This window comes from Marinomonas sp. ABL3_031, assembly GCF_056161265.1.
On the sequence record NZ_JBSWYU010000002.1, the window covers coordinates 80,280 to 103,565 of the forward strand.

Below are 23,286 nucleotides of genomic sequence, written 5' to 3' on the forward strand. Positions count from 1 at the left end.
TGTAGTGCTACATATAATACAAATTTTAAACAATCAGATAGCACTTAAAGACTAGTGAACACGTCTCTAGGTTCAAACATACTGGTGTGATTTCAACCGTTAGGTTAAGGAAGGTAGACAAATTTAAAGACAAGAAAAGATTTCTAAGCCTGAAATACACGCATATCAGCCAATCAGATACTTTTCATCGATCACGGCCTATTCTGAGGCTAAACGTTCAATTTGCGCTTGATCCAAGCGAAATACAGACAGCTCTTCTAACGACTGAGCCCCCATAGACAGATAGAATTTTATGGCTGAATCATTCGTTTTAAGTGCCCACCATTCAAACCGAGCACAGTCTTGTTGTTGAGCAAGCTTTGCCAAATGAATGAGGGTCTTTTTACCTATTCCCATACCTTGAAATTGCGGTTCTACGTACAAATCATCAAGGTGTAAACCACGTTTTCCTGTCGTGGTCGAGAAGGTATAGTAAAACACCGCAAAGCCACAAGGCTTATCATCATAATGAAGCATCAAGGCCGTTGCATGGCGATTCTCCCCAAGCAAGTTTGTCTCAATATCTGATTCTGTCGCCGTAATCTCGAATGGAGAACCCTCTACTACTGCCAAGTCATGAATGTACTGCAAAATTAGTTTGACGTTGTCATGACGGGCAATTTTAAAACTTAACACGTAATTTCCTCAGCAGAGAGACTAAATCAGGATTTATGAGCCAGTGAAAAGGTTAACAACTTTTTACTCCAACACACACCTTTTTTTAGAATCAAAGGTTCAATCCACCTGGAACCGTCATCTTTTTGAGATTTCAGATCCATTGCCAATTCGTCCCCCGCTAAGAAAATCATCTTTAGAGGCTTTTATCTAAATAAAGTAATCTGGTTTCCTTGAAAACTAAATGGTGTCTCCAAATCCGCACAGGTGTCGCTTGGTATATATTCTATGAGCAACGCATTTTTGTCGGTACCAGATAGTAAAGCAAGCATGGCACCCGGAAATACTTCGTCGCCTTTTTTCATGTCGGAATAACAAAAAATTCGTACTGTGCTATCCATTTCTTCAAAAGCACGGTTCACCAACCCATTGGACTGAGGAAAGAAATACCAATCCGCATCAAAAGGTAAATCAGGGAACAAGAATTGATTGAGACCAATAACACTGACCTCAGGATCAACATTATAAATGGTGGCTGATAAGGTTTCCTGCTCATTAATGGCTAACCAAGAAACACTAGGATCTTGAAACCAATTACCAGCCATGGTGCCCTTTACGTCACGCATGTGGTGTTGGCAAGGCGGAATGCCGACCGCGGCAGCTTCAAACATAAAGGAGCCGAGTTTATTTTTTAGTTCCGTCTGAATAGGCTCCACAAAATAATCCAAACCACAGACTTGTTGTAACCTATCCGGAATGACAGCACGAATCAGTTCTTCCGTCCAATTACCAAATAGCTCAAGATCCGCAATAAAGGTATCAATGTCATAACGGTCTGGGCTGATATAATCATTAGCAGGCACCAGATAATCGATTAATCCCAAGTCAAATGAAGTAACACCAGGTCCACCAGCAACGCCCAAAACATCGCCAGCATTGATATCAATATCCACCTTTTTATAACGTGTCGGATCGCCATCAAAAGAAGCCGTATCTTCCGGTTCTAATGATCCGATGGCGTTCATCAGGATTGGATCTAACCAGCGTAAATGCAATAAATACATTTTTATGTCGGCACAAGGCCGCAGGTGCAATGCCCAATCATTTTTTTCAGTATTCCATTCAACGGCAACCACTTCACCATCAAAGGGCGCCAACACATTGGCTGCAATAGAGCCTTTAGAATAATCGTTTTCATCCAATGGAATTAAATTGAAGTAAGTATGATGCACCGGCAGTGTGTGGCTTGACGGCCCAATTTCGCCTAAGGGGATGATGGCTTTTAAAGCATTGTCTTGAATTAGAGTATGGGTAAAGAAATCTTTATTATCAGGGCACTCTAAACTGCTGTAGTCAATCGCAAAAAGCGTTGGACTAAACAGCAAGAAGCTGATGAAATAAGTAAAACGCAGCATAATAGACTCCTGTCGTTTATTTTCGTAGCGCTACAAGTGTAGTTAATTTTTTTGATGCTAGGGGAATCCGTCGAACATTCTCTTCTAAGGAATACCATTAAAATAGGTGAATTCATGTTAAAAAATCCTGCTAACTCCGTTGCCGTACCCACTGTACAATTGGAAAATGAACGCGCTATTGTCACTGAGTGGCGTTTTGCGCCTGGGGCGGAAACCACTCTTCATACTCATGAATATGATTATATTGTGGTGCCACAAACCACTGGTAGGCTAACGATTGAAACGGAGGACGGACGATTTTATTCAGACTTAACGGCAGGCGTGTCTTACTCAAGAGAAAAAGGGGTAAAACACAATGTTATTAATGAAAATGGCTTTGAGTTTGTCTTTGTGGAAATTGAATTAAAATAACCCCAAATCGCACCTGCCTTAATGTGATGTTTTGCTCTGTTTGGATTTATTTAGGTACATGTATTGATCCGCTTCATAAATGAGGGTTTCCAAAGGTTTCATTTCCTGATTGTGAGTCGTCGTGAGACCAACACTAAATTTCAGTTCAAAAGGATGGTTTGATTCTTTGTTGAAAGCCTGAACTGCCTCTTTAAAACGAGCCATCATTTGCTCTCCCTGCGCTAAGGTAGCGCCTCTTAATAATACAACAAACTCATCTCCTCCTAAGCGTCCGACAATGTCCGAATGACGAAATTTTTGCTGCAATAAAGCAGCAAAATTTTTAAGCGCTTTATCCCCCATCTGGTGCCCAAATTGATCATTGATTTGTTTAAAACCGTTAAGGTCAAAATAAGCGAGGGTATAAATTTCTTTTTTGAGAGGATCACCAGAAGCAATTTGTTTGTGCGACTGGCTCATAAAACCTCTACGATTTAAGACATTGGTGAGTTCATCTGTGGTGGCAATATGAGTGGCAATAAGTTCGTTTTGCGCCATGGTGGCGAGTTCAACCAAATCTTCGATGTCTTCCTTGGTGAGAAAATGAGGTTTCTCATCTATGATGCACAAAGTCCCCAGCTTACTGCCATCCACATAAGAAAGAGGCACCCCTGCGTAAAAACGAATATGAGGTGCCCCTGCCACCAAGGGATTATCATGAAAGCGTTCATCTTTCGAAGCATCGGGAATAATAAAAGGCTCACTGCCTAAAATGGCATGACCACAGAAGGAAACATCGCGCGACGTTTCAACAGCATCCAAACCGATACAGGATTTAAACCATTGTCGATTTTCATCCACTAGGCTAATGAGCGCGATAGGCACATTAAACATGCGTTTGGCAATTCGGGTAACACGGTCAAAACGTTCTTCCGGAGGTGTATCCAATACACAAAGTGAGCGCAAGTTAGCCAAACGGCTGGTTTCGTTTTCAGGCAATTCAGGCGCTTGCATGATAGTCAATCCTCTTTGACAGTTTTCATTTAAACATAGCAGAGGAATAAGGGTGTGCAAGTTAGGCTTTACTCTATAACTCGGACTATAACAACAGGCCACATAGACAGTACATCGTCATAACACAGCTCTAGGATAGGTTTACCCATATAAAGCCGACTAGATGACACTCAATAAAGCCTGCATTCGAGTGTCCACACAAATCGAATGCTCACCAAGATGAAGCGTCATAAAGACTTTGATAACTAACTCGTTAAGGAAGATCGATGCTAAATAACGTTAGACCTTTAACAGTGAGTACTTCTGCTGATTGTCCAAGTAAAGAGAGTGCACTTCATCAATACCATTTAAGTTACCCACTTCATCACGATAACTCAGAGTATGATCAATTGCTTCACCTTGCCATTCTGTTTCAATCTCTAAACGTCGTGGAGTTTGTTTAAACTCTTCAATAAATTCATTAATAGCACTTAATAAGGTATAGGAAGCAGGCTCTGCAGACACCACTGCGGAATAATAAAATGGATCAGGTAAGATACTATTAATAACTTCCACCTTATTGAACCAGGGGCTGTCAGCATTAACCGATGCCCAATGAAATACGGGATGATCAGCAGCAAAAGCATCAATAGAGCCATTTGCCAAAGCGTCATGAACTCTCGAAATATCACCATAAGCGATAAGATTAGCTAGCCTGATCTTACCACCCGGTTTACTTTCATTTTCTGCCCAACGAAATCCTTGCTCTTCCAATGTGGTTAACGCTGCTGGGTCATTGACGACGCCGAGTACTTTGCCTTCTAAATCCGAGAGATTATTGATCGATGTATCATTGGCTTGTCGACATAAAACAAATTTTAGATAGGTGTAGGTATTTGAAAAGGCAATGCCCTGATAAAAATCACTTGGTGGTACCGCGCACCAAACTACATCAGCACTGGGTTGACCCTTTTCTTTTCCAGCAAATAACAGCTCTGTTAAAAGATCCCAAGGATGCTCAATAAACTCACATTTCACCCCTAACCAATCCGCAAAGGCCCTAGCGTATTCGGCGTCTAAACCTTGAATTGAAGTGTTTGGATAAGGACGAAAGGTAACACCAACCAAAGCCGAGTCCACCGCGACACGAATCACGCCACGTTTTTTTATGTAGGCTAACTTATCAAACGCAGGGGTATTATGAACATGATTCGCTTGTAAAAACTGATTGATACTATCCTCTATTGCCTTTCCTTCCATTGCATTCCCTTTCATCGCTAGGCAAGAGTCGAGTGATTGAGTTACATCCGCCGCCCAATCCACTTTATTAACCGTTCTGTTAGAAGATTCTTTACTGGCTTCAAGTAACTCAAACACCACAGCATTATGTTCAGAAATACTTTCCAGGCGATCAGACATTTGTGAAAAACGCATTTGAATGTCCGACAAGGAGGACTCAATTTCACCATCCAAAGCATGTAATTCTTTACCTATGGTGTTCATCGTATCATGAAGTGATTTCGTCACGCCGGACAAATCAATCAGCTTTACTGCTTCACTGGTACGCGCCATGGTTTTTTTGGCCAACTCACCCACTTCTTTTGCTACCACCGCAAAACCACGTCCTTGGTCGCCAGCACGTGCCGCTTCAATAGTGGCGTTAAGAGCAAGCAGTTGGATGCCTTTGCCTATGTCTTCAATGGTATTAAGTACTTTGGTCGCGCCTTCGGCTTTGGAATCCAACTCATCACTAATACGGGCCAGTTCATCGCGTATTGCTTGGGTTCTTTGTTCTACTGATTGGCGTGTTTTTTCTTTTACTTGGCTGGCGCTTTGCGTACTGCTTTCGATTTCTTCTCGTGTCTGACTGAGTCCAGTTCGTAAATTATGAGAACGAACGTCTATTTCGCGCATTAAACTGTCTTGAGCCTGCCCCGCTGTGCTCGCAAACTTAAGTAAATTATGTAAGAAATTCAGCGCACTAGAAACACCATGCATAAAGTTATCTAAGGTATTATCTTGTTGAATACTCTCTGAATTCTTGTCTTCCTGTATGTCATTCAATGCCCTCTCTTGTTGGTCAAAATCTAAGGAAACTGACTTCTTAAACAATCCACTTAACATTTTACTACCTCTACCATTTGAGACGATCATGCGTTACACATACCGAATAATCCGCTTATGTAATCAGGCAATATTTATGCCCATAATGAACAGGTTGGTTTGAAAAAAGCCGTTGCAAAAATATCATCCTTTACGCTTCCCCATGATGGATGAGCGCACATATTTTCAATAGAATGCATGATAATTAACGCAAGACAGACAGGTCCTTGATTCGTTTTAGTGCGTTGCCAGCCCTAACTTAGGTGATACATTGATTCAGGCCTAGGGATACATTGATTCAGGGCGAGGAAAGGTGCGATGTCGTCTTATGAAGATACGTTTTATCAGCGTTAGGAAAATGGTCAATAAGCGACCAAGCTCCGCAATCACCTTATCGACAACTAGGTAACTTAAGTATTGACGCTGACATTATTCAGCCAAGGTTTTTTTGCCAAAAAACCGCCCTTCCAGCACTTGGATCCAACTCATAAGCATGAAAACCAAACTTTTCATAGGCCGCTTTAGCAACGTGATTATTACTCAATACTTCCAGCGTCACTTTGCAACAGCCCAAGTCGATGGCAATAGATTCAATTTTTTCTAACAAGATTTGACTCAAGCCCAAGCCTCGATAGTCCTTAATCACACACAAGTCATGAATATTAATCAAAGGTTTACAAGCAAAAGTAGAAAAGCCCTCAAAACAATTTGCCAAAGCGGCTGGCAGCCCATCAACATAAATGAGCACACTAAAAGCGTGAGGGCGTTTGGACAAGGCGGTGACAAGATGTTTTGCTGTTTCAGAAGAAAGAGGATGAGCCCCTCCCATTGGATCACAAGCGTATTCGTTCAATAAATACGGTATGTCTTTGGCGTGTTGCGGGTTTAAATAATCGGCTTTTACGACTTCTATCTTTTTCAAAAAAGGTCACTCCATCTTAATCCACTTCAACAAACAATCTGCGTCGATTAACGGCACAAAGAAACCAGGCAAATACCTTTTGTTTAGAGTACGGGCCAAACACTCCGAGCCCCAAAATGCCCATTCCAACAAATAAATACAACAAGCGAAGCCCCCTTTGGATTACGCTAAGCCGCAGCGCAAAAAGGCATGCAGCATGAGGTTGATCCATTTGTTATGCATCTATTCCAAGTTTAGATACAAGCGCAGCATATCTTTATGCTGAATCCCACTCTCAAAAATCGGCTCGGGATACTTGTTTACAAAGTGATCTTTTCGTATGGCATCGACGCGAAAACCAATGCGTTGGTAATATGTTAATGGGTAACCAAATGCCCCCGTACCCACTTCAATTCTGGCTATGCCTTTAGACTTCAATCTCATGAGCACAAACTCCATTAGCTTGCTACCAACACCCCGTTTCTGAAATTCCTCTAAAACAGAAACATTATATATCTCCATTTTCTTATCAGATAGAAATCCGGCAACAATAACACCAACAACGAGGTCCCTTTCTATTGCCGCAAAAACCAACCCTTTTTCCATGTACGAAGTGATGTTTTCAACACTAGGATCAGCCTGCAAGAGCAGTTCAATGGGGATTTTAGCAGCCGTCGTTTCTTTGAATATCATCTAACCACACCTAAGCTTTGGAGCATGTACGCTGTTTGATACACCCATGCCATTATTTATCATGACGTTTCACAGACTGAAGACGCGATATCTCAATATGATTTTGAACCACTTGGTCGATAACCGTCTTTAACAAGTCCTTTGCAAATTCAGGGTCTAATCCATAGGATTCAGCCAAGCCAGCAACACGCTCAAACTGTGATGCTTCTCGTGTTTCATCTTTGGCAGGAAGCCCCTGTTCGGCCTTATATTGGCCAATTTTGTTGGTGATTTTAAACCTTTCGGCAAACATAGCGACTATCGCATTATCAATATTATCTATGCTCTTCCGGTAATCTTCTAAACTTTCCAATTTCGGCTCCTTTAAAAAAGTCATAACCCCGCGTTAACAAGTGAACAAGACGTCCACCTTACTTAAACCATTGTGCCGTAAAGACTAAAGCTGATTCAAACCCAACATTTGAAACCACATAGATTGCTTTGTCATATAGGTTTCACCGCGACCACAGAATAGGTATGCCAATGTTTCATTCTGCCCAAGGAAGTTTTCGCTTTTTCGTCACGTTCGACAAAACGGATTAATTCAAAATCAGAGAACAACCCTTTTACTTCTGATTCCGCTAGCGCCGAAGTGGGACTGCGATATTGTTCAGCCCAACTGTCTTTAAGCCCCATGAAATCACCCGCAAACACGCCACCATCAGCAATAGAAGACTTGATGTTATTCCAAGTGGCGTCAAATCGGTTTGGGTCAGCAAAAAACAAACTGGAGTTCGCAATAACCACACCAGACCTTGGGTAATCAAAAGACTCAAAAGAAGATTTGGAAATGTCCACCAGCGAGTTTGAAGCAAATCTCTCTCTACACATCGCAATCGAATCAGGGTTAATATCAAAGCCGTGAACCCGATAACCTTGTAGCTCTAAATATTGAATATCACTGCCAGTGCCACAACCACAGTCAATGGCTATTTTGAGATTGGATTTATTAAGTTGCACGGCCAACTCAGTACGTTTTGAATGTGGGCGAGTGAGTGACTTTTGGTAATATTGACGCCAGATTTCAGTATTTTCATCCATAAGCATTGGTTATTCCCTAAAAGTACATAATCCTCTTTTATTAGAAAATGTAGAAGAGAATTCTTTGTTATGTCCTTCGCAACAGCCACAAACTAGAGCCTAATCAATCAGTTCATCTGATGGCCAGTGGTACACTGACAAAGATACATTGATAACTGGCTTTCAATTGATTACGAATAAACCTGCTATAGGTCGGAGTTGCGATGAAATTTACCCAAATGGGTTTTACTTTCTTATATACAATAAATAGAACATATTAATTACTACAGCAGCTAACACTCGAGTTGAGGGGCGTTTTTGGAGTTAAGCGCGCAGCGCGTAACGGAGAAAACGCCCCCTCCAACGATTTGTTGGGCACCTTCCTTCACTCGCCGCAAACTAAAACCACTTTACCGGTGACGCTGCCTTGCTCAATTAATTGATGCGCCCGTTTTACCTCCAGGAGGGGAATTTGTGCTCCAATAACGGGCTTAATCTTCCCGGCTGATAACATTGCGATAAGCTCTGCCAGCGTTTCTCGATACCAAGCGTTATTTTTCTTTACTTCGCCGGGAGTCGCACATAATGTCACTCGCTTTCCATCGGGTCGACAATTTAGCAGTGCAACCCTAAGCACGCCTAACATCATTACTTTCAAACCACCGAACTTCTCGCCGGCGAAGCCATAACTGACCACACGGCCGCCTTTCCTAACGGCTTGATATGACCGGCTTAGATTGTCACCACCGATTGGATCGAAGGCAGCATCAATTCCACCTGGCACTTCACGGCGTAAATATTGAAGGAAATCTTGGCTCTTGTAATCAATGGGAATACCACCGTTCTCCCGGATGATAGAGTGCTTATTGGCCGACGCTGTACCATACATGGTTAGATTCGATAGTTTTCCTAGCTGAAGTAGCGCTGTACCGACGCCACCGGCAGCGGCGTGAATTAAGACGGTATCGCCCTCTTTAACTTGGCTTTTTCTGTGTAAAATGTAGTGGGCGGTCAGATAATTGAGAATTAAGCTAACCACTTCCGCTGGTTCAAGATTGGATGGCACTGGAACAAGCATCTTCGGAGGAAGGCAAACATATTCTGCGTAGGAGCCGAACTCTGGATTAAGAGCCGCGACATATTGACCCTCCTCAACTCCCGACGCTGTTGAACTTACACGATCAACTACACCAACAAAATCGTAGCCTGGAGTAAAGGGTATTTTCGGCGCTAGCGGATAACCACCATGTTGGGCCATAACATCGGAATAGCCTACGCCAGCAGCTAGTATTCTTACCCGTACATCGCCCTCTTGCGGTTCAGGGATAGGTTCCTCTACGGTTTTAAGAACATCGGCGCTGCCTTGACCGTTTATTACGATACGTTTGTAGTTTTTCATATGCAATGATCTAACCTCATAACTGAAAAGATGCCCAACGCTTACAGCAGAGGCAAACCGGAGAGTAGGATTGTCCTACTGACAGTACTTGTTAGAGTTGTTGCTGATAAACAATAAAACTAATTTCGCTTAGTACGCACCTAATTCAGGTCTAAAAATACCGAAAAGCGTGACAGTGACCGCACTAACTGAAATGAATAATAAAACCCAATATAGCACTGGCGCTGCCTGCCCTTTCACTTTTACGCCTAGTGCGGAAAACTCTAGAGTACCTAGCGCCGACCTAAGCAAAGAGACAATTAGTGTAGATATTAGGGTTAAAGCAATTACGATTCCTGCAATCTCGCCTAACAATATTTTTGTATTCAGCTTTGTAGCCAATGATGGATAGCTGCCACCGAGTAGATCTACAGAAAATGCTAGCAAGGGCAAAATCAGAACCAATGTCAGCAAGACCAAAGATGCTGTTCTAGTATACTTTTCTGAGTCCATCTCAAATTCCTATTTATTCTAACACTCGCTTAATGTGCCAATAACGCTTGGCTAAAATATTGAGCGAAGCGAACAGAGCCAAGCTTTATTTGTCCCCTTTATTGAAGCGCTTGTTAAGTGGTAACTAATCACCACCTCCGCCACCGTCTCCTCCACCGAAACCGCCACTATCTCCTCCAAAACTGCCGTCACCTAAGCCTCCAATTGAGCCAGAAACTGAATTTTCTGATTCGACTAAGAGAGTTGAGAATGAAAAATCAGATGCACCGTTGAAAAGAGTTTGGGAAACATCACTACGCATCGCACCATAGTCACAGTTTTCACCTGCGTTATCATGGATTTCTTTAAATTCTTCTGGAGAGCAATACATTGCGTATGCATAACAATTGTTAGTTACAACAACACCACCACTGTTACCAATTTTCTTTCGCTTAATAGCAGAGTCGACCTCGGCTTTTGAGTAATATTGCTTATATCCATACTTAGCTTTTAAGTCCTGCGGTAACTTCCTAGCATACTTTTTAATTTTTCTTTTTTTAAAGAAATTTTGAAACATACTCGATCTTCCTTGAGCCATTTAACGCTTGCAGCAATTGCGCGGTCTTTTTCGCGTCAACTGCCTGTGATTGTTAAGAGGCATATGGCCCCAAGTGTTCAGTAACTATTTTCCATTGGCCACTTTCAGCAATCAGTACTGAAGTACCTCTGCCACCACCTGAACAGATTTCACCATCAATTATGCCTTTCCACTTAAACTCATAAAGGCACACAGCTTTCGTCTCAGATTTATGTGCCCAGTAGATATTTGAAATCTCGTATACTTCATCTTGGATAGAGGCAAAATTGCTTTCAAAAATCGCTTTAACTTCACTTATACCTTTAAATGTACCATTAGAAAAGGTAACGCAAACATCTTGGTGCATTAATGGCTCAACAGAGTTCCAATCTTGACCTGCTAAAGCCAACTCGTATTTTTTTAAAATTTCCTGAGGAGTCAAACTCTTTTGCCTCTTAATGCCAAATTAAATAGTGAGCAACCTTGCCACTGACCTGAAGCATTGTGCCGTAAACACTAAAACTGATTTAAACCCAAAATGCCAAGCGTTGCGAATCTGTTTAAATTTATTATTATGGTGCAACTCTCAAAGATGGCCATCTAACTAACCACCCTTTCGAATTTACGCGATTTTCAAATGTTGCTAGTGACCTTTTGGGGTTATGTGTGACGCAGTAACCAAATAAAGAACCCAACCCAAACGCTGATACAACTTCATATTGATTCACGCTAATTTGACGAACGCCAACTGCCGTTTCTTTTTCAGGCCAGTAGCTCATAGCATCCACTGAACTTTGATAAGGCTCATCACCATTACGTTCATGCATTTGAGCTTGATTTCGAACTTGCCAATTAAGCTCTGGCATACAGCATTTCAAGTATGCTTCATAACCCAAGTAGGCATCAGGATTGGATTCCTTAGGCTCGAAGTAAATCACATCAACGTCATTCAAAGGAGTCGTAGATTCAAACTCATGTAACGAGTCCCAAACTAAATTTCGAACGAACCCCGCTGCTATATAGCACTGAGGTAGATCTAGCCGAGACACATGATTGAGTGCTTCAGTCCTTATTGGGTCACGTTTTATTAATTCTGCGATTTTGTCCATTTTCGTCCTGCGCCATCACGCCTTTGTAAACTGACCCAAAGCGGGAGTGCTGTTTTTGCGTTAAATTGCGGAGCAATGCAAAAACGAAACGGAGCTTTGGAGGTCAGCTTGAAGAACTTGTTATGTTTCTTTAACCGTTTCACATGGAACCCAGCCCAAAATGCTCTGACTATTTTTAGCTAAATACCAACCATTTAGCTCTAATTTGACTTGTAATTTTTCATTGCGGCGGGTGGTAAGCTCATAAGCAGAATACTCGTGTGTAGCCACACCATCTATTGTTCCTTTGATTACTTCAACATATTGAACTGGTGCCCAACCGATATTACCATTTTCCGTTTTCACTCTAACCCAACCAGGATACTCCGTATCATATTCACCGACTTCCAATTTTTCACCCTTTTTAAAACTAATAGGATTTGGATATACAGAAACGTGCTTCTTGATAACTACTACTTTCATACATAACTCAGAATTCTCAAAAAAACATAACACCCAACTTTGCGTCACAAATACGTAGGCTAAAATACAGAGCGATGGGATGGGAGCCTGCGTATTTGTATCCCAGCGAACGCAGTAAGCGCCAACATTTGTTAGCTGCGCCTGTGTCTAATGTTTAGAAGCTAGGTTCCCATATGCCTTCAATGTACGTTGCCTCTTGTTCTCCGGGCCAAGCAGGTATTGTTATACAAATAAATTTAAGGTCGCTACTAGAAACATTACGATATTGGAATTTAGTACTTTTACGCAGATCAATCGATATACCTGGAGTGAGTGCAGTAATGCTATTCTCTTCCCCATTGTCTCGCCAAATTTCGCCATGCCCTTCTAAAACGTACCAAAGTTCATCTACCGTTGAATGAACTACAGCTCTATTTGTTTGAAATGGAGGGACTGTGCTGTGAATCATTCCTCCAGTTTCATTGCCAACCAAAAGGCGTACGTTTGCGCCTGCTGGTGATGTTGTATTAAATTCTTTGGGAAGTTCTATGCTCTTCATGTTTTTACTCCTTATCGTCCATGCAACTGAGTTGAAGTGGCCTAAGTACAGCTAACGCCAAGCTAACGTGCACAAAACCTTGGCTACACTTTTGCGAAGCAAAAATGCCAAGCGTTTTGTGTCGCAGTTAAGCGACTTGTTATGAGTAATTAGATAGTAACCGACTTTTCTAGTGCTTTACCCCATCGCTTGAGTTCATAACTCCGATATTCAGGTACATAGTAGGGATCATTTTGAATTAGCTCTCTTGCCCGTTCAAACGATACAACCTCTAGGATCCACATCCCTCCGACAAAAGAATCATCAGCTTCACAACGGAAACCGCCACCGACAAGAATTTCAGATTGATGCTTTTCCAAGTAAGCTAGATGCTCAGATCCAAAATGCTTTCGATGCTCGATCATCTCGGGTTTGTCAGTAAAAATACACACGATACGCACTATTCTCTCCTTTTACTCATAACATTTTTAATAGTACGCATGCGCGTTTAGACAATTCATAAGTATCGCTAATACCTTTATAAGCAACTGAAAAGTAATGCTTTTATAAACCTATTAACAAAATCCAAATCTGGAAAAACGAACATGCGCGTTATTTCATCTTTCTTTTAGGTAAGCACAGCGCGTCATACCTAAAAAAGAGCGCAATTCAGATTTTCTTATCTTGCCATCACCTTTTGCAGCAACAAAAATCGAAATGTGCTTTATTTATTGAGATGTGAAATTTAATCTGGCAGGAAAATCCTTCTCAATTCAATAGTACATCCCTTACTTGAACTTCATCATAAAATAGCGTTTTGAGTTTTACCAATAAGAATTACATTTTTTAGACTTGGATTCATTCCCTGGTCTGAAGTTCGTAAGTGTTTGATGGCGCTGCGCTTATCAGGCCCACATTACGCTGTTTACTCTAAGTTCATCTGAAGTTGCTTAACTAACCCAGCTCTAGCATTACCCTTGAAGAAGCTCGTTCAAAGAGGATGACAAGGGATAAGAGATTTTGTCTGGTGATACATTGGATTAAAAGTCAGGGTAAAACTACCTGTAATTTTACCCTGACTTTTATTTTAGTGGGTACGTTCATAGTGCTCAGTGACTGTGTATGTTTGGCGAAATTATTGATCGCCAACGACTATGCCACTACAGACCCTAATTACTCCTCCCATTGAAAGACCAGTGAGGAGCATCCGTTGTCAATTTTTTTTACGCCATAGGACTCACCAATGGAATGCAACACAGTATTAGTATTAACATCAGGAGAATACGTTACTGGCACCTCAGTACCATCTTTCATTTTTACCTTGATAGTACCGCTCCATTCTATGATCAGGTCTATAGCCCTACCGGTAATATGATTACTCGTCAATGAAGGTGGGTGTATGCTATTTGGGGGGATTGCTAAACCAAACCCATTCACCATTTCCCACGCACCTGCTTTGCTTTCTTCTAAATCCCCATGATCCCACTGAATATCAACACCAGCCAGTTCTGTTGCATCAGACGGTTTACACTTCGACAACGCGATTTTCCATGACCAATGAAATAAATACGCTCTTTTTTCGCTTCTTGTTGTGGAAGAAACCTCAATAGTCGCCCCAGCCTCTGTCAAAGCCTTTAAAAATGCTTTGACTTTGGCTTGAAAAGACTCCTCCAAGTCATCAACTTTGTCGCTATTTTGTGCATGTATATTCGCCTACGTAACCCAATATTTTCCGCTCTTTGTAGACATGATGTCTCCTTTCTTAAGTTCAATCTAACATCCATGGCGCCCAAATTATGAAGGCAAAACAATGAGTTAAAAAAAACAGCTTTGCAGCCATCTGTTCAGTTTTTTATCAGGCGTTAATTGACTTTGTCCATGATGCTTTACAAACTGAAAATGGTCTGGACTTGGTTCTAATCACTTTAGCTTTTTCAATAAAACGATGTTCATAGCAGACAGTCCAAGTCACTGTCTTACCTATCTTGTTATCGCTCTTTTTTACTTAGTAAGAATAAGAGTGTGATGTATTTATACTTTGGGATATGAAGCTAAACTAGGCAGGAAATTTCCTTATCAATTTATCAGTACATCCCGTACCTTCATTCCATCATAAAAGAGTGTTTGAACTAAGCGAATGATATTTGCTTAGATTAACGCAAAATTCATTTGAGTCTGCTTGACTAACCCCATCCCTTCCACTTGAAGACGCTCTTTTTAAAGCTAATGGAAAGGAACATGAAAGTTCGTCAAATGTGAAACACTTTTAACGTAAAAAGAGATAATTCGCTTAATGAAAAAACCCTCGACACGCTTTCTAATGCAGTAATGGAATGTGCGAAAGGATTCAAAAAATTATTGCTTAAATTCGAAATGAAAGTTTTGTGACGTTACTCTTAAATTCAAAAAAGAAGTTACCCGCCTAGCCTTTCCCAGAATTAAAGAGCGGAATAAAGCTCCCCTACCGTATCGAATAAGAGGAGCCCAAAAAATGCTACAAATACCGCTCTTCTAGATGCTTTCTAAAATGCGCAGCATTCAGCACTTCACCGGTCGCGCGTTTGACCAGTTCATCCGTGCTGTGCAGCGATGCCTGAGACCAAATATTATCGCCGAGCCATTGGAAGATGGGACTTAGATCACCGCTACGAATGGCGGCATCTATGTCGACTGTTTGTGTCATCTTGGCTTTGTATTGGGCGGCGTACATGGCGCCTAAGGTGTAGCTTGGGAAGTAACCAAAGGCACCATCGGTCCAGTGGATATCCTGCATACAACCGTTTTTGAAGTTGTCTTTGGTGGTCAGTCCCAATGAGGCTTGCATTTTCGCGTCCCACAGTTCGGGCACGTCTTGGTAGTTGATCACACCGTTAATCAGGTCACGTTCGATTTCGTAGCGCAAAATAACGTGCGCTAGGTAAGTGAGTTCGTCTGCGTCCACACGGATAAAGCCTTTTTCAACTCGGGTATAGAGTTTGTAGAGGTTGTCTTCGGCAAACACTGGGTCTTGTTGTGCTTGGAAGGCCTGTTTCGATAAACGCGACAAATGCTCGATAAAGGCTTGGCTGCGCCCTACTTGCATCTCGAAGAAAAGCGATTGAGATTCATGGATGCCCATGGAGCGCGCCTCGCCAACCGGTAAGCCCGAGTAAGCTTTTGGTAAACCTTGTTCATAACGCGCATGCCCTGTTTCGTGGACAATCCCCATCAGCGCTTGAACGAAGTCTTTCTCGTCGTAGCGTGTAGTGATTCGTACATCCGTCGGCACGCCACCACAGAATGGGTGAACGCTTTGGTCTAAACGGCCATGATCAAAATCGAACTTGAGCAATTTCATGACCTCAAGCCCCAACGCCTTTTGCTTCTCTGCTGGGTAAGAGCCAGATGGCATGATGATGGACTCTTTCGCTTGCTTATCTAGGGCACGTTCAATTAACTCGGGTAGCCAGCTTTTCACGTCGGTAAACAGCTCGTCCAGTTGTGCGCTGCTGGTGCCCGGTTCGAACTTATCCAGCATCGCATCATAGGGTGTTAGCCCAAGCGCTTCACTGCGAATTTTGGCTTCTTCACGCGATAGCTTAACGACTTCTTTCCAGTTTTTTTCGAACCCCGCCCAGTCGTTATCTTGACGCTGTGCGCGCCACGCATGTTCACATTTAGACCCTGCGATCGATTGAGCTTGCACTAAATCTTCAGGAACAAGGGTTGCATCTTGCCAGTTGCGTTTCATCTCGCGAAGACTCGCTTGTTGATCTGGAGTCAGTGTTTCTTGTTCTGCCCCTTCAAACCACTCTGCGAGTTGAGGTTCAGTTGATAGTCGATGAATATGAACAGACAGTTCCGCCATCGCCTCGCCGCGGGCATCACTGCCTCCAGCTGGCATATTCGCAGCGGCATCCCAGCCGAGAATAGATTGCGCATGTTCAAAATGATGTATGGTTTGACAATGAGAAGTGAGTTTATCGTAGTAAGACATATTCCTGCGCTCTTTCAATATTAATTCAATTAGATGCGGGGGCGTTCCGTTCCACTCATCTTATTACAGGAATTTTGCATAGAACAGCCGCGCGCACTCGTTTGAACACAAGTTGCACTTTCTTTTGGTGATTAACTTGTTATCCTCGAATAGACTTCGAGCTCTCGCTCTTCATTTCCTCCTTGGATAAGTATGTTAAGCAGCAAAGACAATACAAATAACGCGATTATCATGATGGCTCTTGGCGTCGCGTTTTTAACGGTTAGTGATGCGTTTGCTAAGGTTCTCATGACGCAATACCCTGCCCTGCAAATATTGTTTATCCGAATCTGTATTGCGCTGCCCTTTGCGACATTGCTCGTCTTTTTTACGGGAGGAAAAGCGGCGTTTTACTCATACCGCCCAAAAGTTCATATTCTTCGAAGCGCACTCTGGATTGCTGTGAACATTCTGTTCTTTACCAGTGTCAAACATATTGATTTATCTTTAGCCTATGCTCTGATCTTTGTTGCGCCATTGTTTATCGCAATAATCTCCGTCACTTTTTTAGGGGAACATATCAGCCGAAATAAATGGCTCGCCATTTTTACAGGCTTTATTGGAATGCTAGTGATCGTACGCCCAGGCGTAGGCGGCTTTGATGTGTTTACACTGCTTCCCATCGCTACCGCGTTGCTATATGCCATGATGATGCTAGGTGCGCGGCTAATCGATAAGCGGGAAAGCGTCTGGACCCAATTGTTTTATCTTACCGCGATCAGCGCTGTGCTATGCGCAATGATTGTCCCTTTTGTCTGGGTTCATGTTCGAATCGAGGATATCCCCCTGTTTTTAGGGACTACCTTGTTTGGTATTACCGGTATAACCTTGATCACACAGGCCTTCCGCATAGGCCCTGCTGCCACCATCGCACCATTGGAATATACATCGTTAATTTGGGCCACATTGCTAGGGTGGGTTTTCTGGGGAGAATCAATTGCCTTTTTAACCTTAGTAGGTGCGGCGATTATCATCGTCAGCGGTGTTTATATTATTCGCCAAGGAAGCCATAACTAAAGGGCTTTGTAATATCAAAGCCCTTTTCTAGGTTCTAAAATTAGGCACTCAAGTTAGGCACACAAATTAACGAGCTAAGTGCAGGTCTTTCATAGACAAACACATCGACTCTTGAGAACCAAGATAGTCTTTATTTAGTTGCTTACTTAATAAAGACGTATGGTCATAGACAAAATCACGAACTGTCGCCAGCGGATACGGCATTTTGAAACAATTAGGGGCAGAGTTAAATTATATTTAATTTTACTCTGCCCCTAATTATTGAGGACCACCAGCGACTTAGTTAATGCGTTTGTTAGTTGCCGCAAATTAAATAGGCGTGCTAACATCTGTGTGTACATTTCATAAGGAGTTTACCATGGATACCCGTATTCAGTTTAGAGTAGATGAAGAAACTAAACGGCTAGCTCAGACAATGGCCGAAAGCCAAGGACGCACTTTAAGTGACGCTTGTAGAGAGCTTACGGAAGAACTCGCTGAACAGCAACGAAAAATAATTACTCATGATCAGTGGCTTACTGAAGAGATTAATGCCGCGTTCAGTAAATTAGAGAGTGGGCAAAGCAAGTTCATCAGTCATGAAAAAGCGAACTTGGAAATGGAAGCTCGAAAAATGAAAATTAGGAATAAAGCCAAAAAATGATCTTATGGGAAAAAAGTTCGTTGGATGATCGTGAGGCTATTTTCGAATTTTTATACGAATTTAACCCATTAGCAGCAGAAAAAACTGATGCAATAATAGAGAAGAAAGTTGAAAACTTGAACCAGCAACCTCTTATGGGAGTAGAAAGAGAGGGTATACCGGGAAGATTGTTAATACTTCCAGAGGTTTCAATGATTGTTTCATATTTCATAAAAGACGACATTATTCACATTCTTCGAGTTTTACACCAAAAGCAAAAATTTCCTGTAGGCAACTAACGCCGCGTTAAGGAGTGATTGCCGCATAAACCAGCTTTCCGAAGACCATTTCCACCACAAAAATCACCGCATACCAAAAATGCCACGCGGCATGAATCCCTCTTAAACGCTTTGTTATATTTATACCCTGAAATAAAGAAGACTCGACACATATCGAGCCTTCAAATGCTAGAAATGAACAGCTAATCAGCCTATATATACAGAAACTATACTTACGTTACCGATCGCACCACTGTCTAGATTTCCACCTGTCACTTGAGTTATAAAATTAGAGTTATCAGTAGTCCAAGTCGATGTGTTTTTCTTACTTCCCCACGGACAATCCCAGTAATAGTTACCTACGTGCGTGTCATCTCGATACATATCAAAAGAACCTTCAGTTCCAGAAGACGCATCCGAACGGCCACATGAAGATATCGTGAATTTTTCACCAGCTTTTACGACTCGACCATCAAGATCTTCTGGAGAGATTTCGTTGTCCTTACTTCCTTGATAAAATTTGCCCCAATCACTATGAACATTTTTGATAGTGACGTCATAATTTTTAGGTTCAATTATAATACTAATCCATTGTGCATAAGCCATATTATATATCCTTTTCATGAATGATAAGTCTACTTATCTGTTCTCGTAGCCAACTTGAGATAAGCAAATTTAAGGTAGACCATCAAATGAAATGCATCAAGGCTCATAAAAAATATAACGCCGCCAGCAGGGGCCGAAAACCAGAGCGAAGCGGCGGTTTTTTGGTCCCTCTGGCTGGCTTTGTTAAGCATTTTTCTCTATGCAGGCGAATGTTCCGGGAAGGCCCTCAGGCAAGAAGGTGAGATCTACATTCATAGAGCCGATATCGAGTACCGACCAGCCTTCTTTAAACGTGGAAGAAATGTCTTTCTGAGTTACGCCGCGTGGAGCATTTGGTATTGGCAATGCTACCGCAAGGTTCAACATATATATTTTACCACCAGGCTCTAAAATGTCGTGTAATATTGCAGCGTACTTGGTTCTAGCCTGATCATCCAGCACATGAAAAAAGCAACAGTCCAGTATCGTCCCAAAATTATATTCAAGGCTATCTAGCTCGAAGGCATCATGAACTTTAAATTCGAGACTAGCAGACAGCGCTGAATATTTTTGTTTTGCTATTTCGATTGCTTTTGGTGCGAAATCCACACCTATTACCTCGCAACCTAAACTTGCAACAAACTTGGATAAGTCACCGGTTCCGCAGCCCACATCTAGAACTGGTGATTGAGGTACGGTTTTAGTAAAAGACTCAACGAAATATTTTTGTGGCTCTCCTACGTCCCATGCCGGCTGACCTTCATATTCTTCTTTGAAACGATCAATAGACATTCCTGGCTGATTATTCATTCTCTCTCCTTGTGAATGATGCTTAACATTTTTAATAATGCGTATGCGCGTTTAGACAACTCAAAGACATTACCAATATCTTTATAAGCAACTGAAAAATAATGCTTTTATAAAGATATTCACAAAATCCAAATCTGGAAAAACGAGCATGCGCGTTGACATATTTATCCACAGCGCGTTATTTCTGCTGGAGAAATTCTTATCCATTGATACTAAAAGACTTTTTATTTTTCTACCAGCACAAACGCGCAATAGCGTGATTATTTTTTAGGCGAAGCGAGCCAAAAGTTGACACTTTAAATTAAAAGGAGCCAGAGTAGAATAATATTTAATTTTACTCTGGCCCTAATTATTACTGGCTGACTTATGGGTGACCCTAATTATTCAAAAAGCCACATAACAAACTGTCCGACTGGCACGACTCGTTAGCTTTTAAAACTTAGTCGCCACCATTTAAAATGATAACGCCTAGATCAAAATTAAGAAAGAATGTGAAATCTCTGTATTACAGGAGGGTTTGAGTTTGAGGTTTCAATAAACGCTTTTTTCCCATCTGAAATACAAGCTAAAGCTGTCTGATTTACTGAAAGAGCAATCAAAGGTGGGACATAAGCCCAACCAGAAATACCATCTCCTTCGATGTAAACGTAAGCCCCATCATTTTCAATCGGGCCAGTCGCATTTACTGTCACTGTGTGCCAGCTGCCTTCTACTGTTGATAACTGATCTCCAGTTCTAGGTGATTTTTGCATCTTGATACTCCAAGTTAATAGTTCAAATGTCATAATCACCGAATGTGATTACGGTTTTTATTTTCACTTGAAAACCAAAATTGATACATTACACAGCATTACACGAGTCAGTAGGTGCGTAGTAAACGTTCCTTAAGTGCCTCGATGCCTCCCTGAATTTTTCAAAATATTCCGTAACTTTATTCATAGTAATGTAGACAGCTAACGCTCGACTTTGGAGCGTGGTGAAGTTTGGCTGCCTTTCAAGCCAAGCTTTACCAAGTCCCTAGCAGTCACTTGTTAGCTTGATAAACAAGTTATTGATTGACTAATATTTTCTCGATATTGCCACTGCTGTCTTTTTCTATTTTTACTTTGGCTGTTGTATTTTTTGGGAATTGTATTTTGTTATTTTCAATTAAAATGACATCAGAATTTTGATGTGTTGCGCTTGTGCTCATGGGGTTATTCCATACATAGAGAAGACCACAACCAACCCCAACAAGAAAAGCTCCTAGAGTGAGAGCATTAATGACCCTAACAGGGGTATCTTTTATTGCGTCCAATCTCCCATCATGAATCTTATTAATAAGAGAGTTTATGTTGATGATCGCAAGAATGCTGGAGCCAAGAAGAAATATCGTGCTTAGATAAAAGGATAGGCCATAACTACCGGTTCCTGCATTAATCCCATAAGCAACAAGTCCACCAACAAGGGGCATCGAAATACCAACCACCAGCTTTAATGATTCTGTCACATAGTCTGTCGCCTTCAACTTTGCCTCACTCACTAATACTCTCCTCATCGTCTCTTAGGCAAGGATATATATCACAGCCTTGTGCTTTCATTTGCATATGGAGGCGCTCTAATTCACCGCGATTATCACTGAGATTTGTTATTTCTCTTTTGTATAATTGCGATGCAAACTTCTTCGCAAGAAATGCCAGCCTTCTTTTGTGGAAGCTTTTTCTTGCAACCTTTTCATGAAATGCCAATGTTTCAATATCACCATCAACAAATCGCTGCATTGCAGTAATATTGAATAGGCTCCTCAACACAACAAAGTCTTCGTGAGACAAAGTTGTTTTGTGCCGTCTGTAAAACCTTGTGAATTCAATCACAAGCACTCGTTCAACATCTAGATTTTTTGTACGCCTAGCTGGCCTTTGTTTTTTGATTCTTCTCATATTCCCTATACTCTACCTGGCTCGCAAAGCTAACGCCCGCATAAAATGTGGATAATGCTTGGCTAAAATTAGCGAAGAATGAGCGCCAGCCAAGCGTTTGACGTCATTTTTGATGCGCTTGTTATATTTTTCTATTCATTTTCCAAGTCATAAAGATTAACTGGGTTTATGAGGGTGAGAATAGAGACTAAAGTGTTGCTAAATGACTCATAGTAATCGTCGTTATTCTTCTCAGAAAACCCTTTACCTTCAATACGCTTTTTTAGCCTATTTATTTCTGCCAAATATTTCTCTTCAAACTCGTTTTCCGACATCAACACTGAATCAGATAACATCTGTTTTAATGCATCTCTTTCACCCAAGTCATAGTTATCACCATCCCAAGGGCATATTTCGTTATTTAGAAGAAATGACAACTTGCGCTCAATAATTTGACTTAGTGTTATTCCCGAAACAAGTTCATTACTCATAATTTACTGAGAGCCTAAAGAAAATAAACAATTGGGGGCAGAGTTAAATTATATTTAATTTTACTCTTACCCTAATTATTCAGTGTAGTTGCAATTTACGTTGTGCGACTACTAAATAACACGCCACAACCAAACGCTATAAATGCACTGTTTGTTATTTTAGAAAATATTGACTTTGTTTTTAAACCAGACCATTTCTTATTTATATTTTTTGAAATATACGAATATGCTAGGTGTAAAACCATAACAATCACACAAATAGTTAAAAACATAGTTGTAAATTGCAAGCTGATCGTTTTTTCCATTGATATAAATTGCGGTAAAAATGCAGAAAGAAAAATTACTGTTTTGGGATTGCTAGCAGATACCAAGAAAGCTTCTGTGCATAATTTATTATAAGAAAGTCTCAGAGCAGGTTTCTCTTCGCTAACATGTATACTTCTTGGTTTATTAAGAAGACCTGTAATACCAAGATAGATCAAATAGGCGCCCCCAATAAGCTTTAATACAAAAAATAAAATTGGAGACTTAACTAATAACGCTCCTGCGCCAAATGCAACCAAAGTAACAGTTATCAACTGACAAAATAGATTCATCAGGATAGTGACACATGCTGCTTTATATCCATATTTAACAGCATTTTTTATCACCAATAAGACATTTGGCCCGGGTGATAACGTAATTACCAAGTATGCTGCAAAAAATAATAACCAAGTTTCAAAATTCAATAGATAACCCTCTCGAAAGTAAATATAGCAATTAATGGTTATAGTGCTGCAAAGATGCAGCTATAACCGTCTGTTGAACTGCCGCATCTATATAGGGAA

Annotated in this window: 29 protein-coding genes; 4 read left to right on the top strand and 25 right to left on the bottom strand. The window is 41.3% G+C overall.

Annotated features, from left to right (window positions below):
- Positions 1–198: 198 nt before the first annotated feature.
- Together ACXAH2_RS02790 and ACXAH2_RS02795 are read right to left on the bottom strand one after the other, a co-directional pair.
- On the bottom strand, positions 199–675 hold the full coding sequence (locus ACXAH2_RS02790) for a GNAT family N-acetyltransferase (RefSeq protein WP_475076507.1): 477 nt from the start codon (positions 673–675) through the stop codon (positions 199–201).
- A 185-nt stretch (positions 676–860) separates the two neighbouring features.
- Entirely contained in the window at positions 861–2,069 is a 1,209-nt protein-coding gene (locus tag ACXAH2_RS02795) for a hypothetical protein (RefSeq protein ID WP_475076509.1), read from the bottom strand.
- 114 nt (positions 2,070–2,183) lie between these two features.
- Between ACXAH2_RS02795 and ACXAH2_RS02800 the strand changes: the two genes are divergently transcribed.
- Positions 2,184–2,480: a cupin domain-containing protein gene (locus ACXAH2_RS02800; protein ID WP_475076511.1), complete on the top strand. Its 297-nt coding sequence runs from the start codon at positions 2,184–2,186 to the stop codon at positions 2,478–2,480.
- Between the two features lie 18 nt (positions 2,481–2,498).
- Here the strand turns inward: ACXAH2_RS02800 and ACXAH2_RS02805 are convergent, their stop codons facing one another.
- The 16 genes from ACXAH2_RS02805 to ACXAH2_RS02880 form a co-directional block, all read right to left on the bottom strand.
- Positions 2,499–3,473: a sensor domain-containing diguanylate cyclase gene (locus ACXAH2_RS02805; protein WP_475076513.1), complete on the bottom strand. Its 975-nt coding sequence runs from the start codon at positions 3,471–3,473 to the stop codon at positions 2,499–2,501.
- Between the two features lie 279 nt (positions 3,474–3,752).
- On the bottom strand, positions 3,753–5,576 hold the full coding sequence (locus tag ACXAH2_RS02810; RefSeq protein ID WP_475076514.1) for a methyl-accepting chemotaxis protein: 1,824 nt from the start codon (positions 5,574–5,576) through the stop codon (positions 3,753–3,755).
- Between the two features lie 412 nt (positions 5,577–5,988).
- Positions 5,989–6,477: a GNAT family N-acetyltransferase gene (locus tag ACXAH2_RS02815; protein WP_475076515.1), complete on the bottom strand. Its 489-nt coding sequence runs from the start codon at positions 6,475–6,477 to the stop codon at positions 5,989–5,991.
- A 222-nt stretch (positions 6,478–6,699) separates the two neighbouring features.
- Positions 6,700–7,149 (bottom strand): GNAT family N-acetyltransferase, encoded by a 450-nt coding sequence (locus ACXAH2_RS02820; RefSeq protein ID WP_475076517.1) that lies wholly within the window; start codon positions 7,147–7,149, stop codon positions 6,700–6,702.
- Between the two features lie 52 nt (positions 7,150–7,201).
- Positions 7,202–7,501, bottom strand: coding sequence for a chorismate mutase (locus tag ACXAH2_RS02825; RefSeq protein ID WP_475076519.1), 300 nt, complete (start codon positions 7,499–7,501; stop codon positions 7,202–7,204).
- 131 nt (positions 7,502–7,632) lie between these two features.
- Positions 7,633–8,235 (bottom strand): class I SAM-dependent methyltransferase, encoded by a 603-nt coding sequence (locus ACXAH2_RS02830; RefSeq protein WP_475076521.1) that lies wholly within the window; start codon positions 8,233–8,235, stop codon positions 7,633–7,635.
- Positions 8,236–8,593: 358 nt separating this feature from the next.
- Positions 8,594–9,607, bottom strand: a complete 1,014-nt coding sequence (locus ACXAH2_RS02835) for a medium chain dehydrogenase/reductase family protein (RefSeq protein WP_475076959.1) — start codon at positions 9,605–9,607, stop codon at positions 8,594–8,596.
- Positions 9,608–9,736: 129 nt separating this feature from the next.
- Complete coding sequence (locus ACXAH2_RS02840; protein WP_475076522.1) at positions 9,737–10,099, bottom strand: hypothetical protein; 363 nt, start codon at positions 10,097–10,099, stop codon at positions 9,737–9,739.
- A gap of 124 nt (positions 10,100–10,223) precedes the next feature.
- Complete coding sequence (locus tag ACXAH2_RS02845; RefSeq protein WP_475076524.1) at positions 10,224–10,655, bottom strand: DUF6559 family protein; 432 nt, start codon at positions 10,653–10,655, stop codon at positions 10,224–10,226.
- Positions 10,656–10,728: 73 nt separating this feature from the next.
- The gene (locus ACXAH2_RS02850) at positions 10,729–11,097 is read right to left on the bottom strand and encodes a YybH family protein (RefSeq protein ID WP_475076525.1); all 369 of its coding nucleotides are present in this window, start codon (positions 11,095–11,097) and stop codon (positions 10,729–10,731) included.
- A 130-nt stretch (positions 11,098–11,227) separates the two neighbouring features.
- The gene (locus ACXAH2_RS02855) at positions 11,228–11,764 is read right to left on the bottom strand and encodes a nucleotidyltransferase family protein (protein WP_475076526.1); all 537 of its coding nucleotides are present in this window, start codon (positions 11,762–11,764) and stop codon (positions 11,228–11,230) included.
- A 120-nt stretch (positions 11,765–11,884) separates the two neighbouring features.
- Positions 11,885–12,226, bottom strand: a complete 342-nt coding sequence (locus tag ACXAH2_RS02860) for an SH3 domain-containing protein (RefSeq protein WP_475076528.1) — start codon at positions 12,224–12,226, stop codon at positions 11,885–11,887.
- A 154-nt stretch (positions 12,227–12,380) separates the two neighbouring features.
- Positions 12,381–12,764 (bottom strand): cupin domain-containing protein, encoded by a 384-nt coding sequence (locus ACXAH2_RS02865; protein WP_475076529.1) that lies wholly within the window; start codon positions 12,762–12,764, stop codon positions 12,381–12,383.
- A 149-nt stretch (positions 12,765–12,913) separates the two neighbouring features.
- On the bottom strand, positions 12,914–13,204 hold the full coding sequence (locus tag ACXAH2_RS02870) for a YciI family protein (RefSeq protein ID WP_475076531.1): 291 nt from the start codon (positions 13,202–13,204) through the stop codon (positions 12,914–12,916).
- A gap of 712 nt (positions 13,205–13,916) precedes the next feature.
- Positions 13,917–14,417, bottom strand: coding sequence for a hypothetical protein (locus tag ACXAH2_RS02875; RefSeq protein WP_475076532.1), 501 nt, complete (start codon positions 14,415–14,417; stop codon positions 13,917–13,919).
- Between the two features lie 820 nt (positions 14,418–15,237).
- A complete protein-coding gene (locus ACXAH2_RS02880; RefSeq protein ID WP_475076534.1) occupies positions 15,238–16,719 on the bottom strand; it encodes a carboxypeptidase M32 in 1,482 nt (493 codons plus the stop codon).
- A 192-nt stretch (positions 16,720–16,911) separates the two neighbouring features.
- Here ACXAH2_RS02880 and ACXAH2_RS02885 point away from each other — a divergent pair, with 192 nt between their 5' ends.
- The 3 genes from ACXAH2_RS02885 (at position 16,912) to ACXAH2_RS02895 (ending at position 18,696) form a co-directional block, all read left to right on the top strand.
- Positions 16,912–17,775 carry a DMT family transporter gene (locus ACXAH2_RS02885; RefSeq protein ID WP_475076536.1) on the top strand — a complete coding sequence of 288 codons (864 nt, stop codon included), beginning with the start codon at positions 16,912–16,914 and terminating at the stop codon, positions 17,773–17,775.
- Positions 17,776–18,133: 358 nt separating this feature from the next.
- Positions 18,134–18,418: a type II toxin-antitoxin system TacA family antitoxin gene (locus ACXAH2_RS02890; RefSeq protein ID WP_475076538.1), complete on the top strand. Its 285-nt coding sequence runs from the start codon at positions 18,134–18,136 to the stop codon at positions 18,416–18,418.
- Positions 18,415–18,696 (top strand): type II toxin-antitoxin system RelE/ParE family toxin, encoded by a 282-nt coding sequence (locus ACXAH2_RS02895; RefSeq protein WP_475076540.1) that lies wholly within the window; start codon positions 18,415–18,417, stop codon positions 18,694–18,696. The genes ACXAH2_RS02890 and ACXAH2_RS02895 overlap by 4 nt, the downstream gene beginning before the upstream one ends.
- A gap of 186 nt (positions 18,697–18,882) precedes the next feature.
- Here ACXAH2_RS02895 and ACXAH2_RS02900 read toward each other — a convergent pair whose 3' ends face one another.
- The 7 genes from ACXAH2_RS02900 to ACXAH2_RS02930 all read right to left on the bottom strand — a co-directional run bounded on the left by ACXAH2_RS02900 (position 18,883) and on the right by ACXAH2_RS02930 (position 23,187).
- A complete protein-coding gene (locus ACXAH2_RS02900; RefSeq protein WP_475076542.1) occupies positions 18,883–19,281 on the bottom strand; it encodes an aegerolysin family protein in 399 nt (132 codons plus the stop codon).
- Positions 19,282–19,464: 183 nt separating this feature from the next.
- Positions 19,465–20,070, bottom strand: a complete 606-nt coding sequence (locus tag ACXAH2_RS02905; protein WP_475076543.1) for a class I SAM-dependent methyltransferase — start codon at positions 20,068–20,070, stop codon at positions 19,465–19,467.
- 479 nt (positions 20,071–20,549) lie between these two features.
- The gene (locus ACXAH2_RS02910) at positions 20,550–20,822 is read right to left on the bottom strand and encodes a hypothetical protein (RefSeq protein ID WP_475076545.1); all 273 of its coding nucleotides are present in this window, start codon (positions 20,820–20,822) and stop codon (positions 20,550–20,552) included.
- 296 nt (positions 20,823–21,118) lie between these two features.
- Positions 21,119–21,592, bottom strand: coding sequence for a hypothetical protein (locus tag ACXAH2_RS02915; RefSeq protein ID WP_475076546.1), 474 nt, complete (start codon positions 21,590–21,592; stop codon positions 21,119–21,121).
- Positions 21,585–21,989 carry a hypothetical protein gene (locus ACXAH2_RS02920; RefSeq protein ID WP_475076548.1) on the bottom strand — a complete coding sequence of 135 codons (405 nt, stop codon included), beginning with the start codon at positions 21,987–21,989 and terminating at the stop codon, positions 21,585–21,587. Before ACXAH2_RS02920 ends, ACXAH2_RS02915 begins: the two co-directional genes overlap by 8 nt.
- A gap of 131 nt (positions 21,990–22,120) precedes the next feature.
- Entirely contained in the window at positions 22,121–22,459 is a 339-nt protein-coding gene (locus ACXAH2_RS02925) for a hypothetical protein (RefSeq protein WP_475076549.1), read from the bottom strand.
- A 95-nt stretch (positions 22,460–22,554) separates the two neighbouring features.
- Positions 22,555–23,187 (bottom strand): LysE family translocator, encoded by a 633-nt coding sequence (locus ACXAH2_RS02930; RefSeq protein WP_475076550.1) that lies wholly within the window; start codon positions 23,185–23,187, stop codon positions 22,555–22,557.
- Positions 23,188–23,286 lie beyond the last annotated feature (99 nt).

Bases quoted from the DNA above. Each gene is read 5' to 3' on its own strand.
- ACXAH2_RS02795 (WP_475076509.1), bottom strand. From the start codon at position 2,069: ATGCTGCGTTTTACTTATTTCATCAGCTTCTTGCTGTTTAGTCCAACG.
- ACXAH2_RS02800 (WP_475076511.1), top strand. From the start codon at position 2,184: ATGTTAAAAAATCCTGCTAACTCCGTTGCCGTACCCACTGTACAATTG.
- ACXAH2_RS02805 (WP_475076513.1), bottom strand. From the start codon at position 3,473: ATGCAAGCGCCTGAATTGCCTGAAAACGAAACCAGCCGTTTGGCTAAC.
- ACXAH2_RS02810 (WP_475076514.1), bottom strand. From the start codon at position 5,576: ATGTTAAGTGGATTGTTTAAGAAGTCAGTTTCCTTAGATTTTGACCAA.
- ACXAH2_RS02820 (WP_475076517.1), bottom strand. From the start codon at position 7,149: ATGATATTCAAAGAAACGACGGCTGCTAAAATCCCCATTGAACTGCTC.
- ACXAH2_RS02830 (WP_475076521.1), bottom strand. From the start codon at position 8,235: ATGCTTATGGATGAAAATACTGAAATCTGGCGTCAATATTACCAAAAG.
- ACXAH2_RS02835 (WP_475076959.1), bottom strand. From the start codon at position 9,607: ATGAAAAACTACAAACGTATCGTAATAAACGGTCAAGGCAGCGCCGAT.
- ACXAH2_RS02840 (WP_475076522.1), bottom strand. From the start codon at position 10,099: ATGGACTCAGAAAAGTATACTAGAACAGCATCTTTGGTCTTGCTGACA.
- ACXAH2_RS02845 (WP_475076524.1), bottom strand. From the start codon at position 10,655: ATGTTTCAAAATTTCTTTAAAAAAAGAAAAATTAAAAAGTATGCTAGG.
- ACXAH2_RS02855 (WP_475076526.1), bottom strand. From the start codon at position 11,764: ATGGACAAAATCGCAGAATTAATAAAACGTGACCCAATAAGGACTGAA.
- ACXAH2_RS02860 (WP_475076528.1), bottom strand. From the start codon at position 12,226: ATGAAAGTAGTAGTTATCAAGAAGCACGTTTCTGTATATCCAAATCCT.
- ACXAH2_RS02865 (WP_475076529.1), bottom strand. From the start codon at position 12,764: ATGAAGAGCATAGAACTTCCCAAAGAATTTAATACAACATCACCAGCA.
- ACXAH2_RS02880 (WP_475076534.1), bottom strand. From the start codon at position 16,719: ATGTCTTACTACGATAAACTCACTTCTCATTGTCAAACCATACATCAT.
- ACXAH2_RS02885 (WP_475076536.1), top strand. From the start codon at position 16,912: ATGTTAAGCAGCAAAGACAATACAAATAACGCGATTATCATGATGGCT.
- ACXAH2_RS02890 (WP_475076538.1), top strand. From the start codon at position 18,134: ATGGATACCCGTATTCAGTTTAGAGTAGATGAAGAAACTAAACGGCTA.
- ACXAH2_RS02895 (WP_475076540.1), top strand. From the start codon at position 18,415: ATGATCTTATGGGAAAAAAGTTCGTTGGATGATCGTGAGGCTATTTTC.
- ACXAH2_RS02900 (WP_475076542.1), bottom strand. From the start codon at position 19,281: ATGGCTTATGCACAATGGATTAGTATTATAATTGAACCTAAAAATTAT.
- ACXAH2_RS02905 (WP_475076543.1), bottom strand. From the start codon at position 20,070: ATGAATAATCAGCCAGGAATGTCTATTGATCGTTTCAAAGAAGAATAT.
- ACXAH2_RS02910 (WP_475076545.1), bottom strand. From the start codon at position 20,822: ATGCAAAAATCACCTAGAACTGGAGATCAGTTATCAACAGTAGAAGGC.
- ACXAH2_RS02920 (WP_475076548.1), bottom strand. From the start codon at position 21,989: ATGAGAAGAATCAAAAAACAAAGGCCAGCTAGGCGTACAAAAAATCTA.
- ACXAH2_RS02925 (WP_475076549.1), bottom strand. From the start codon at position 22,459: ATGAGTAATGAACTTGTTTCGGGAATAACACTAAGTCAAATTATTGAG.